Source organism: Streptomyces sp. Mut1 (genome assembly GCF_030719295.1).
GTDB lineage: Bacteria > Actinomycetota > Actinomycetes > Streptomycetales > Streptomycetaceae > Streptomyces > Streptomyces castrisilvae.
Genome location: NZ_CP120998.1, coordinates 200386 through 214302 on the forward strand (window position 1 = coordinate 200386; position 13917 = coordinate 214302).

Consider the following 13917-nt stretch of genomic DNA (forward strand, 5'->3'; position numbering starts at 1 on the left):
GTTGGCGTCGCCACGGGAGACGGTAGCTTCGGCTTTCGCTCAGGAAGACTTACCGAACTCCCTGTGGATGAATTCGAACAGCTCGTCGTCAGTCGCTGTCTCCAACTTGCGGGTTACGGGCACCTCGTCATCCACGGTCTGCCTGTCCCCCAGCGCCGACAGTAGGCTGCGCAGCCGCGCTTGAACGGCGTCGAGGTCTTGGTCTGGGGAAAGAGCTGAAATTCCGGCTTCAATCTTGTCCAGCTCCTGAAGAACTGCCTGGTCCGGCGAGAGCTGTTCGGGCTGCTCGCCGAGGAGCCCGGTGCGCAGCCTTCCGACGAGGTCCAGGGCCGTGGGGTGGTCGAAGACCAGCGTCGCGGGCAGCTTCACGCCCGTCGCCGCCGTCAGCCGGTTGCGCAGCTCCACCGAGGTCAGCGAGTCGAACCCGAGGCTCTTGAAGGGCCGGTCGACCTCGATGGCGTCGGCCTCGTCGTGGCCCAGTACGGCGGCGACGGCGGAGCGTACGAGTCCGAGCAGGGCCGCGTCCCGTTCCGCCGCCACCATGGAGCGCAGCCGGTCGGCGAAGTCCGCGTCCGGCTGGGCGGGCGCGGCGGAGCCGGGTTCGTCGTCCGCGGCGGGCCGGCCGGTCGGCAGCTCGGTGAGGAGCGGCCGGGGCCGGGCGGCGGTGAAGCCGGTCGCGAAGCGCGGCCAGTCGATGTCGGCGACGGTGAGCAGCGTCTCGTCGTGCTCCAGGGCCTGGCGCAGTGCGGCGACGGCCCGTTCCGGGGCCATGGCGTTGACGCCCCGGCGGCGCAGCTGTTCCTCGGCCGCCGGGTCGGCGGCCATGCCGCTGCCGGCCCAGGCGCCCCAGGCGACGGAGGTCGCGGTGCGGCCGCGCGCCCTGCGGGACTGGGCCAGGGCGTCGAGTGCGGCGTTCGCGGCGGCGTAGGCGGCCTGGCCGCCGCTGCCCCAGACGCCGGCGTTGGACGAGAACAGCACGAACGCGTCCAGGTCGGCCTCGTCGAAGAACTCGCCGAACAGTTCGTCCAGATGGGTCGCGCCCAGGGTCTTCGCGGCGAGCACGTCCGCGCACTCGGCGAGGCTCATCTCGGGGAGCGGGGTGGCCTGGACGACTCCGGCGGCGTGGACGACGGTACGGATGCGCAGGCCGTCGTCGCGCAGTTCGGCCAGCAGGGCGGCCAGCGCGGCCCGGTCCGCGACATCGCAGGCGGCGATGGTCACGCGGGCGCCCAGCTCGGTCAGCTCCTTGCGGAGTTCCTCGGCGCCGGGTGCGTCGGGTCCCCGGCGGCTGGTGAGCACGAGGTGCCCGGCGCCGGATTCGGCCAGCCAGCGGGCGACGCGGGCGCCGAGTCCACCGGTTCCCCCGGTGATGAGGGCGGTGTCCCGGGGCTCCCAGGCCCGTGCGGGCGGGGTGTCGCCGAGCGGCGCCGGTACCAGCCGTCGTACGAGGACGCCTTGGCGGCGCACCGCGATCTGGTCCTCGTCGCCGCTGTCGGCCAGCACCTGGCGCAGCCGCTCCGCTTCGGGAACTTCGGGCCCGTCGAGTGCGGCGGGCAGGTCGATCAGGCCGCCCCAGCGGTCGGCCTGCTCCAGGCCGATGACCCGGCCCAGGCCCCAGATCTGCCGGCCGGCGGTGTCGGTGAGCCGGTCGGCGGGGACGGCCAGTTCGGCGGCGCGGGTCAGCAGCCACAGGGGCGCGTCGCCGTCCGTGTCGGTGAGCGCCTGGGCGAGTCGCAGGGTCGCGGCGACGCCCGCGGGTGCCGAGGGGTGCTCCGGGTGGGGGCGTACGTCGGTGCCGAGCAGGGAGACGATGCCGCGCAGGGGCCCGGATTCCGTCTGGTGGGTGCGCAGCAGTGCGGCGAGCATGTCACGGGTCGACGCGGCCGTGTCGACGGTCACGGTCCGCAGGGTGACGCCGGGGGCCGCTGCCAGGGCCCGGCCGACCGTTTCGCACCAGGCCGCGACCTCGCTGACGGCCGCGCCGGGGAGCGCGGGGGTGAGCAGGAGCCAGGTGCCGGACAGGCGCGCGGGCCGCTGCTCAGGGAGCGGGCGCCACACGGCGCGGTAGCGCCAGGCGTCCAGCTCCGCGGCGTCCCGCCGGGTGCGTCGCCAGGCGGACAGCTGCGGCAGCACCTCGCCGAGTGCGGCGGCCCCGATGCCGAGGGTGTCGGCGAGGGCGTCGGTGTCCTGCTGCTCGACAGCCGTCCAGAACGTGTCGTCGACCGGGTCGGCGGCGGCCCTCCGCGGGGCGGCCGTTGCCGGGCGCGGCCAGTAGCGGCGGTGCTGGAAGGCGTACGTCGGCAGCTCCACCCGGGCGGCTTCGCCGTCCTGGGAGCCCGCGGTGACCGCGTACCGGTCGATGTCCATGCCGGAGCAGTACGCCTCGGCGAGCGAGGTCGCGAACCGGCGCGGGCCGCCGTCGTCGCGGCGCAGCGAACCGCCGACGAAGACCTGCCCGCCGGCCGGTGCGCCGTCCGCCAGGTCGTCCACGGTCTCCCGGACGGGGACGGTCAGGACGGGGTGCGGGCTCATCTCCAGGAAGCCTCGGTGGCCCTGCCCGGCGAGGGCGCGTACGGCGGGGTCGAGCATCACGGGGCGGCGCAGGTTGTGGAACCAGTAGGCGGCGTCCATCTCTTCGCCTTCGATCCACTCGCCGGTGACGGTGGACAGCATGGGAATCGTGGGGCGCTGCGGATGAATCGGGCGGAGCGCCGCGCGGACCTCCTCCTCGATGCGGTCGACGTGGGCGCTGTGCGAGGCGTAGTCGACGGGGATGCGCCTGGCCCGTATGCCGTTGCTCTCGCAGTGGGCCAGCAGTTCGTCCAGGGCGTCCACGTCGCCGGAGATCACCACGGACGCGGGTCCGTTGACCGCGGCGACCGAGCAGCGTCCGTCGTATCCGGCGACCAGGTCGGCGGCGGGTTCGGGGGCGAGCATCACGGAGACCATGCCGCCGCTTCCGGCGAGTGCGGTCAGGGCGCGGCTGCGCAGGGCGACGACCCGGGCGGCGTCGCTCAGGGAGAGCGCGCCGGCCACGCAGGCGGCGGCGATCTCGCCCTGGGAGTGCCCGATCACGGCGTGCGGGCGGACCCCGCAGGACTGCCAGAGTTCCGCGAGGGAGACCATCACCGCGAACAGCACGGGCTGGACCACGTCCACCCGGTCGTACCCGGGGGCCCCGGGCGCACCGCGCAGTACGTCGGTCAGTCTCCAGTCCACGTGCGCGGCGAGCGCCTCCTCGCACTCGGCGAGTTTCGCGGCGAACACCGGGGAGGACGCGGCCAGTTCGGTGGCCATGCCGGCCCACTGGGCGCCCTGTCCCGGGAAGACGAACACGGTCCTGCCGGGCGAGCCGGCCGTCGCGGTGACGACGTGGGCGGCCTCCCGGCCGTCGGCGAGCGCGGTCAGACCGGCCACCAGCTCGTCGGGGCCGGTGCCGATGACGGCGGCGCGGCGGTCGAGCGCCGCGCGGGTGGTGGCCAGGGCCCGCGCCACGGCCGCGGGGGCCGGTGCGTCCGGGCCGGTGGCGCCGGACAGCAGCCGGGTGGCCTGGTCGGCGAGCGCCTGCGGGGTCTTGCCGGACAGGGTCCACAGCACCGCGTCCGAGAACGGGGCGGTGCGGGGGGCTTCGTCCGGGTCCGGGAGTGCGGGCTCGGGTGCCTGCTCCAGGATGACGTGGGCGTTGGTGCCGCTGACGCCGAAGGCCGAGACCCCGGCGCGGCGCGGTCGGCCGAGGTCGGGCCAGGCGCGCTGCTCGGTGAGGAGCCGTACGCCCCCGCCCGGCGCGCTCTCCCAGTCGACGTGCGAGGTGGGGGCGGACACGTGGAGGGTCTTCGGCAGGGTGGCGTGCCGCAGCGCCAGGACGGTCTTGATGACTCCGGCGACTCCGGCCGCCGCCTGGGTGTGCCCGATGTTCGACTTGAGCGATCCCAGCCACAGCGGGCGGTCGTCGGGCCGGTCCTGCCCATAGGTGGCGAGGAGCGCCTGCGCCTCGATCGGGTCGCCCAGTGTGGTGCCCGTGCCGTGCGCCTCCACCGCGTCCACGTCCTGCGGGGTGAGGCGGGCGGCGGCCAGCGCCTGGCGGACGACGCGCTGCTGGGCGGGGCCGCTGGGTGCGCTGAGGCCGTTCGACGCGCCGTCCTGGTTGACGGCGGTGCCACGGATCACGGCGAGCACGGGGTGCCCCTTGCGACGCGCTTCGGACAGGCGTTCCACCATGACGACGCCCGCGCCCTCGCCCCAGCCGGTGCCGTCGGCGTCCTCGGAGAACGCCTTGCAGCGGCCGTCGGGCGACAGCGCGCGCTGCCGGCTGAACTCCACGAACGCGCCGGGGGTGCTCATCACGGACGCGCCCGCCACCAGCGCGGCGCTGCACTCCCCGGCCCGCAGCGCCTGGCAGGCCAGGTGCAGGGCGACCAGGGAGGCGGAGCAGGCGGTGTCCACGGTCATGGCCGGGCCCTCCAGCCCGAACGTGTACGAGATCCGGCCCGAGAACACGCTCGCGGAGCTGCCGGTGGCGACGTAACCGGCGACGTTCTCCTCGGAGTTGTACAGGGCCACCGGGTAGTCCTGGCCGTTGGTGCCGGCGAACACGCCGATGCGGCTGCCCCGTACGGAACGCGGGTCGATGCCGGCCCGCTCGAACGCCTCCCAGGAGCATTCGAGGAGGAGGCGCTGCTGCGGGTCCATCGCCAGCGCCTCGCGCGGGTTGATGCCGAACAGGTCGGCGTCGAAGTCCGCCACCCCGTGCAGGAAGCCGCCCTCCCGCGCGTACGAAGTCCCTTCGTGGGCGGGGTCCGGGTGGTACAGGCCGGCGGTGTCCCAGCCCCGGTCCTCGGGGAACGGGCCGATGCCGTCCGCCCCGTCGGTGAGCAGCCGCCACAGCTCCTCGGGGGTGCGGATGCCGCCGGAGAACCGGCAGCTCATGCCGACCACGGCGATCGGTTCGTCGTCGGCCACGGCCGCCGGGAGGAGGCTGTCGTCGGGGGCGTCGTCGGCTCCGGTCAGCTCCTGGAGGAGGTGGCGGGCGAGCGCGTCGGCGTTGGAGTGGTCGTAGACGAGGGTGGCGGGCAGGACGAGGCCGGTGAGTGCGGCGAGCCGGCCGCGCAGGTCCAGGGCGAGCAGCGAGTCGAAGCCCAGTGCCGAGAACGCGGCCTCCGGTTCGACGGCGGCGGCGGACTCGTGCCCCAGCACCTCGGCGGTCTGTGCGCGCACCGCGTCCAGCAGGGCGGCGTGCCGGGCGGGCTCGGGCAGGGCGAGCACCTCGCGGCGCAGCGTCGGTGCGTCGTCCGCCGGGTCTGCGGCGGTGTCCGCCGGTCCGCCCAGTTCCGCGAGGAGACCGCGGGGCCGGCCGGCGGACAGCCGCGCCCAGTCGGCGTCGGCGATGACCGAGCAGGGCGTGGCGGCGGTCAGGGCGTGCTCCAGCGCGGCCAGTGCGGCGGGGGCGTCCATCGGGTTGAGCCCGGTGTGCCGCATCCGCTCGGCGAGGCCGTCGTCGGCGGCCATGCCGTCACCGGCCCAGGGGCCCCAGGCGACCGAGAGCGCGGGCCGGCCGGAGCGCCGGCGCGTCTCGGCCAGTGCGTCCAGGTAGGCGTTGGCCGCCGCGTAGCCCGCCTGGCCGACGGCGCCCAGGGTGCCGGCCAGCGAGGAGAACAGGACGAAGGCGGCGGGTTCCCGCTCGCCGAGCAGCTCGTCCAGATGTGTGGCCGCGGCGGCCTTCGCCGCCCACATGCCGTCCAGCTGACGGCGGGTCATCGTGTGCAGCAGCCCGTCGTCGACCACCCCGGCGGCGTGCACGACGCCGTCGATACGGACGCCGTCGCTTTCGAGTCCGCCGAGCAGCGCGGCGAGCGCGTCCCGGTCGGAGACGTCGCAGGCCGCGAGGGTGACGCGGATTCCGGTCCCGGCCAGTTCGTCGCGCAGTGCGGCCGCGCCGGGCGCGTCCGGCCCGCGACGGCCGACGAGTACGAGGTGCTGGGCGCCGTGCCCGGCCAGCCACCGGGCGACATGCGCGCCCAGCGCTCCCGTACCTCCGGTGACCAGGACGGTGCCGCCCAGCGGCGGAGCGCCCGTGTCACCGGCCGGGCGGGCGGCGCGCTCCAGGCGCCGCGCGGAGATGCCCGCGGAGCGGATGGCGATCTCGTTCTCGCCGGTTGTCCCGGCCAGCAGCCCGGCCAGCCGTTCGAGGTCCCGTGCGGAGGGCTGTTCCGGCAGGTCGACCAGTCCGCCCCAGCGGTCGGGGTGTTCCAGCGCGGCCACCCGCCCCAGGCCCCAGACGGCAGCCTGCTCGGGGTCCGGAGCCGCGTCGGCGTCCCCGGTGGCGACGGCGCCGCTGGTGACGCACCACAGCGGCGCGCTGACCGAGGCCTCGCCGAGCCCGCGCACCACGTCCGCGAGCCAGCCGGCCCGAGCCGGTCCGGTCCCCGCGGCGCCTGTCGGCAGGCAGACGACCCCGGCGGCTTCGGTGTACGCGCGAAGCAGTTCCGCCGGGTCGGTGTCCGGGGCGAGGGCGACCTGTTCGGGCTGCGCACCGTGGGCCCGCAGCCCTTCGGCGAGCGCGGCGGCGAACGGGTCGCCGTCCTCGGGCGCCAGCAGCAGCCAGCGTCCGGCGAGCCGGCCTTGCCGTTCGGTGATCCGGCGCCAGACGACCTGGTGGTTCCAGCCGTCCCCGGCCCCGGAGGGTTCCGCGCCGAGCCAGTAGCGCCGGCGCTGGAAGGCGTACGTGGGCAGGTCCGTGATCCGTGCTCCGGCCGGGGCGAAGAACGCCTCCCAGTCGGCCTCCGCGCCGGCCGCCCACAGGTGGGCGAGGGCGGTGACGGCGGTGACGGGCTCCGGCTTGTCCCGGCGCAGCAGCGAGACCACCGAAGCGGCCTCCTCGTACGTCTCCTGGACGGCCCCGACCAGGCTCGCGTCCGGCCCGAGTTCCACGAAGCGGGTCACGCCCAGGGTCTTCAGCCGGGTGACGGCGTCGGCGAACCGCACCGTGCCCCGGACCTGGTCCGCCCAGTAGGCCGCCGAGAAGTCCGTGATCTGCTCGCCGGTCAGCGTCGACACGATCGGGATGCGCGGGCTCTCGTACGTCACCTCACCTGCCGCAGAGGTGAATTCGGCGAGCATCGGGTCCATCAGGTGCGAGTGGAAGGCGTGGCTGACGTCGAGCCGGCGGCCCTTCCGGTCGGCGAGTTGCGCGGCCACCGCTTCGACGGCCTCGCGCGTGCCGGAGACGACGACCTGCCCGGGGGCGTTGACCGCCGCGACGGAGGCGCCGTCCACCAGCAGCGGGGTGACCTCGTCGGGGGTCGCCCGTACCGCCCACATCGCACCGCCGGCCGGCAGCGCCTGCATCAGTCCCGCTCGGGCCGCGACCAGCCGGCACGCGTCCGCCAGGGACAGCACCCCGGCGACATGCGCGGCGGCCAGCTCACCCACCGAGTGGCCGGCCAGGTAGTCCGGGCGGACCCCCCACGACTCGACCAGCCGGAACAACGCCACCTCGACCGCGAACAGCGCGGGCTGCGCCCAGCCCGTGTTCTTCAGGGAATCCGCATCCGTGAACATCACCTCGCGCAGCGGCCGGTCCAGCAGCCCGTCGAAGTGCGCGCACACCTCGTCCAGCGCGTCCGCGAACACCGGATGGGCAGCCGCCAGCTCCCGGCCCATGCCGACGCGCTGACCGCCCTGGCCGGAGAACACGAAGCCGGTCAGGCCGTCACCGGCCGTCGCCGTCACCGTGCCCGGCGTCGGCTCACCGGCGGCCAACGCCCCGAGTCCCGCGAGGAGTTCGTCCACGTCGCCGCCGAGCACGACCGCCCGGTGCTCCAGGGCCGCACGGGTCGTCGCCAGGGACAGACCCACGTCCGCCGCGCCCGACTCCGCGACCCCGGTCCGCAGCCGGCCGGCCTGGGCCACGACGCCCTCGCGGGTCCGGGCCGAGACCAGCCACGGCACGACCGGCAGCGGGTCCTCGTCCCGGACGGGTTCCGGTTCGGCGGGCGCCTCTTCGAGGATCACGTGCGCGTTGGTGCCGCTGATGCCGAAGGCGGAGACACCGGCCCGCCTCGGCCGGTCGCCGGCAGGCCACTCGCGCGCCTCCGCAAGCAGTTCGACCGCGCCCGCCGACCAGTCCACGTGCGACGACGGCGTACCGACGTGCAAGGACCGAGGCAGGGTCTCGTGGCGCATCGCGAGGACCATCTTCATGATGCCCGCGACGCCTGCGGCGGCCTGTGTGTGGCCGAGGTTCGACTTCACCGAACCCAGCCACAGCGGCCGGTCGTCGGGCCGGTCCTGGCCGTAGGTGGCGAGCAGCGCCTGCGCCTCGATCGGGTCGCCCAGCCTGGTGCCCGTGCCGTGCGCCTCCACCGCGTCGACCTCGGCGGCCGAGACGCCGGCCGTGGCCAGCGCCTGCCGGATGACGCGCTGCTGGGCGGGGCCGCTGGGCGCGCTCAGGCCGTTCGACGCGCCGTCCTGGTTGGTGGCGGTGCCGCGCACGACGGCCAGCACCCGGTGGCCGTTGCGCCGGGCGTCCGAGAGCCGTTCCAGGACGAGCACCCCCGCGCCCTCGCCCCAGCCGGTGCCGTCGGCGTCCTCGGAGAACGCCTTGCAGCGGCCGTCGGTCGCCAGACCGCCCTGGCGGCTGAACTCGGTGAAGCTGTCGGGTGTGACCAGCACGGCCACACCGCCCGCGAGGGCCATCGTGGACTCGCCGGAGCGCAGCGACTGGGCCGCCCAGTGCAGCGCGACCAGGGAGGAGGAGCAGGCGGTGTCGAGGGTGACCGCCGGGCCCTCAAGCCCGAGGGTGTAGGCGACCCGGCCCGAGACGACGCTCGTGGCGTTGCCGACGAGGAGGTGCCCCTTGACCTCTTCGGGGACGGACGGCAGCCCGGTGCCGTATCCCATGCCGTTGCAGCCGATGAAGACGCCCGTACGGCTGCCGCGCACCGACGACGGGTCGATGCCGGCGTGTTCGAAGGCCTCCCAGGCCGTTTCGAGCAGCAGCCGCTGCTGCGGGTCGGTGGCCAGGGCCTCGCGCGGGCTCATGCCGAAGAAGCCGGCGTCGAAGTCGATCGCGTCGTGGACGAACCCGCCCTCGCGGACCCCGCCGATGTCGGACGGCCAGCCCCGGTCGGACGGCAGCGGCGACAGCGCGTCCGTACCGGCGGCGAGCAGCGCCCAGAAGTCCTCGGGCGAGCGGATGTCGCCCGGGTAGCGGCAGCCCATGCCGACGATGGCGATCGGCTCGTCGGCCGCCGCCCGGCCGCCGGCCGGTGTGCCGGTGTCCTGTGCGGCGCTCACGTCGCCGACGAGTTCCGTATGGAGGAAGGAGGCGAGCAGCCGGGGCTGGGCGTGGTCGAAGACCAGGGTGGCGGGGAGCCGGAGGCCGGTGGCGGCGTTCAGCCGGTTGCGCAGTTCCAGGGCGGTGAGCGAGTCGAAGCCCAGCTCGCGGAAGGCGCGGTCCTGCTCGATGGCGTCACCGTTCGCGTGGCCGAGCACCGCGGCGGCGTGGGCGCGCACGAGGTCCAGCAGTTCGCGCTGTTGCTCCGCCGGGGTCAGGGCGGCCAGCCGGCGGCGCAGTGTGTCGTCGGCCCGGTCCTCTCCCGTCTCCGGCTGCCCGGCCGCCAGGGCCTTCGCGGCCTCGGGGAGTTCGTCGAGCAGCGGGCGGGGGCGGGCCGAGGCGAAGGCGGGGGCGAACCGCTCCCAGTCCATGTCGGCCACGACCGCGGCGGTCTCCTCGCGCTCGACGGCGGCGAGCAGCGCGGCGAAGGCGGAGGCGGGCGGCATCGGCCGGATGCCCCGGTCGCCCAGGTGGCGGGCCATGGTGTCGTCGGCCGCCATGCCCGCGCCGCCCCAGGCGCCCCAGGCGATGGAGGTCGCGACCCGGCCGCGCGAGCGCCGGTCGTGGGCGAGCGCGTCGAGGTGCGCGTTGGCGGCCGCGTAGACCGCCTGGCCGCCGCTGCCCCAGACACCCGCGCTGGAGGAGAACAGCACGAACGCGTCCAGCGGCCGGTCGCCGAGCAGGTCGTCCAGGTGGGTGGCGCCGAGCGTCTTCGCCGCCAGGACGTTCGCGAGGTCCGTGGGGCCGTGCTCGGCCAGCGGTGCGAACTCACCGACGCCCGCCGCGTGCACGACCGCCGTCAGCGGATGCGCGTCGGGCACCAGGTCCAGTACCCGGGCGAGAGCCGTACGGTCCGCGACATCGCAGGCGGCGAGCGTGACGCCCACGCCCTGCGCGGTCAGCTCGTCGTGGAGTTCCGTCGCCCCGGGCGCGTCGGCACCGCGCCGGCCGGCCAGGATCAGGTGGTCGACGCCCTCGGCCGCGAGCCACCGGGCGAGTTCCGCGCCGATCCCGCCGGTACCGCCGGTCACCAGCGCGGTGCCGTGCGGCCGCCAGCGGCGGGCCCGTGCGTCCTCGGGCCTGGCGTGCACGAGGCGTCGTACGAAGGAGCCGGACGCGCGCACCGCGATCTGGTCCTCGGAGCCGTCGGCCAGCGCGGCGGCGAGCCGCTCGGCGCCCCGGGCGTCGAGGAGTTCGGGCAGGTCGACCAGCCCGCCCCAGCGGTCCGGGTGCTCAAGTCCGACGACCCGGCCTAGCCCCCAGACGGCTGCCTGCCGCACGCTGCGCTGCGGGTCGGACGAACCGATGCCGACCGCGCCGCGCGTGGCGAGCCACAGCGGTGCGGCGATGTCCGCGTCACCGAGCGCCTGGACCAGCGCGACCGTGGCCGCAAGACCGGCCGGCACGGCGGGCTGCCCGGGGAGCGGGCGTTCGTCGAGCGCCACGAGGGACAGCACCCCGGCCGGCTCCGGCACGAGGGCGCGCAGCCGCTCGGCGATGACCTGCCGTTCGGCACCGTCGTCCGGCTGCACCAGGGTGTGGACGTCGGCCCCGTGCGTACGCAGGGCGTCGAGGAGCGCGGCGGTGTGCTCGGTGCCCGCCTCGCTCTCCGGCAGGACCACCAGCCACGACCCGGTCAGTTCGGGCCGCCCGTCGCCGGTGCGCCAGGGGCGCCACTTCACCTCGTAGCGCCAGGAGTCGGTGGTGTCCTGCTCACGCTGCTTGCGCCGCCAGTCGGCGAGCGCGGGCAGCAGCGAATCGATGACCGATGCCTCGGCGTCCAGCGTGCCGGCCAGCGCGTCCGTGTCGGCCCGCTCGACGGCCGCCCAGAACTCCCGGTCGGCGGCTGTCCCCTCGGCGGTGCCGGCGGAGTCGTCGGTGCTGAACTCCGGCCAGTACGGCTGGCGTTGGAAGGCGTACGTGGGCAGATCGACGAGGCCGGGACGGGCCTCGGGGAAGGCGGTCGTCCAGTCGACGTCCACACCGTGGACCCACAGCTCGGCGACACCGGCCAGGAACCGGTCCAGACCGCCGTCATCGCGTCGCAGGGAACCGGTGACCACACTCTCGTCCGCGATCTCCTCGACTGCGGCCGACAGCACCGGGTGCGAGGAAACCTCCACGAACACCCCGTACCCCTCGGCCGCCAACTTCTCGATGGCCTCGGCGAAACGCACCCGGGAACGGAGATTGGTCACCCAATAGCCGGCGTCCATGCCGGACCCGTCGATGAACTCACCCGTCACCGTCGACAGCAGCGGAATCGTGCCCGCACGCGGAGTGACACCCGCCAGACTTGCGGTCAGCTCGTCATGCAGTACATCCATGGCAGGCGAGTGCGAGGCGTAATCCACCGCGATACGGCGCGCCCGGAATCCCAGCTCCACACACCTGGCAACGGCCTCCTCAACCGCCTCGACCTCACCCGAGATCACCACCTGCGAAGGACCATTCACGGCGGCCACCGACACCCGGCCGTCCCAGGCGGAAAGAATCTCCTCCACCTGAGCCACCCCGGCGCCGACCGACGCCATCGTCCCGCCCCCGCTGGCCAGGCCCGCAATCGCCTGACTGCGCACACAGACCACCCGCAGCGCATCCTCCAGCGACAACGCCCCCGCCACATACGCGGCAGCGATCTCACCCTGCGAATGCCCCACCACGGCGGACGGCACCACACCGAACGACCGCCACACCGCAGCCAGACCCACCATCACCACAAACGAAGCGGGCTGAACCACATCAACCCGCTCAAGGGACCCAGCCCCACGCAGAACATCCGTAACCGACCAGTCCACCAGCCCCGCCATCGCGGCCTCACACTCGGCCACAACCCCCGCGAACACCGGAGACTCCTCCAGCAACCGGGCACCCATCGACACCCACTGCGCCCCCTGACCAGGGAACACAAACACCGACCGGCCCACCGGACCAGCAACACCGGAGACGACGTGCCCCGACGGCTCACCCGCCGCCAACGCGCCCAGCCCGGCCCCGTACGAACCCACCGCCACAGCCCGGTGCTCGAACCGCGCACGCGTCGTCGCCAGCGACCACCCCACCGACACCGGATCAGCATCGGTCAGGCCATCCAGCGCGCCCGCCTGACCCCGCAGGGCCTCCGCACTGCGCCCCGACAGAATCCACGGCACCGCCGCAGGCACCGGGGCCACCGGCTCGGCCGTCTCCGGTTCCTCGGGCGCCTCCTCCAGGATCACGTGGGCGTTCGTCCCGCTCATCCCGAACGCCGACACACCCGCACGCCTCGGCTGCTCACCACGCGGCCAGTCCCGCGCCTCGGCCAGCAGCTCCACCGCACCCGACGACCAGTCCACATGGGACGAAGGCGTGCCCACGTGCAGCGACTTCGGCAGCACACCGTGCCGCAGCGCCTGGACCATCTTGATCACGCCCGCAACGCCCGCGGCGCCCTGCGCGTGACCGATGTTGGACTTGATCGAGCCCAGCCACAGCGGCTGACCGGCGGGCCGTTCCTGGCCGTAGGTCGCCAGCAGCGCTTCGGCCTCGATGGGGTCACCGAGGGTCGTGCCCGTGCCGTGCGCCTCCACCGCGTCCACGTCCGCGGGGGTCAGCCCGGCATTGGTGAGTGCCTGGCGGATCACGCGCTGCTGGGCGATGCCGCTCGGGGCGGTGAGGCCGTTGGACGCGCCGTCCTGGTTCGTGGCGGTGCCCCGGACGACGGCCAGCACGCGGTGACCGTTGCGCCGGGCGTCCGAAAGGCGTTCCACCAGGAGCAGGCCGACGCCCTCGCTCCACGCCGTACCGTCGGCGTCGTCCGAGAACGGCTTGCACCGGCCGTCCGGGGCCAGTCCGCGCTGGCGGCTGAACTCGCGGAAGGTGGAAGGGCTCGTCATCAGCTGGGCGCCGCCGGCCAGGGCCAGCGAGCATTCCCCGGAACGCAGGGACTGCACGGCCAGGTGCAGCGCCACCAGGGAGGTCGAGCAGGCGGTGTCCACGGTCACCGCGGGGCCTTCGAGGCCCAGGACATAGGCGATGCGGCCGGAGGCGACGCTCGTGGCGACCCCGGTGGCGAGGTAGCCCTCGGTGTCGATGCCCGACTCGTGGACGAAGGGCCCGTAGTCCTGGCCGGTGGCTCCGGTGAAGACGCCCGTGGCGGTCCCGCGCAGGGTCGCCGGGGAGATCCGGGCGCTCTCCAGCGTCTCCCAGGCGACCTCCAGAAGGAGCCGCTGCTGCGGGTCCATCGCGAGGGCCTCGCGCGGGCTGATGCCGAAGAAGCCGGCGTCGAACCGGTCGGCGTCGTGCAGGAAGCCGCCCTGGGTGACATAGGTGGTGCCGCGCCGGTCGGGGTCCGGGTCGAAGAGCGAGTCGAGTTCCCAGCCGGGCCGGTCCGGGAACGGCGAGATCGCGTCCTCGCCCGCGGTGAGGAGCTGCCACAGCCGCTCGGGGCTGTCGACGTCGCCGGGGAGCCGGCAGCCCATGCCCACGATCGCGATCGGCTCCCGCGCGACCTGCTCCAGGCGCTGGTTGCGCTGCTTGAGCCGTTCGTTGTCACGCAGTGCGGCGCGCAGCGCGTCGACGATCTTGTCCGAAGGTGCGGTCAT

At 74.7% G+C, this 13917-nt stretch carries 1 protein-coding gene; it reads right to left on the bottom strand.

Going from position 1 to position 13917, the window contains the following annotated elements; genetic code table 11:
- Window positions 1–39: 39 nt before the first annotated feature.
- Entirely contained in the window at window positions 40–13917 is a 13878-nt protein-coding gene (locus P8A18_RS33670; RefSeq protein WP_306061537.1) for a type I polyketide synthase, read from the bottom strand.

Excerpts from the sequence above, each read along its gene's own strand:
- P8A18_RS33670 (WP_306061537.1), bottom strand. The coding sequence starts at position 13,917 with ATGACCGCACCTTCGGACAAGATCGTCGACGCGCTGCGCGCCGCACTG.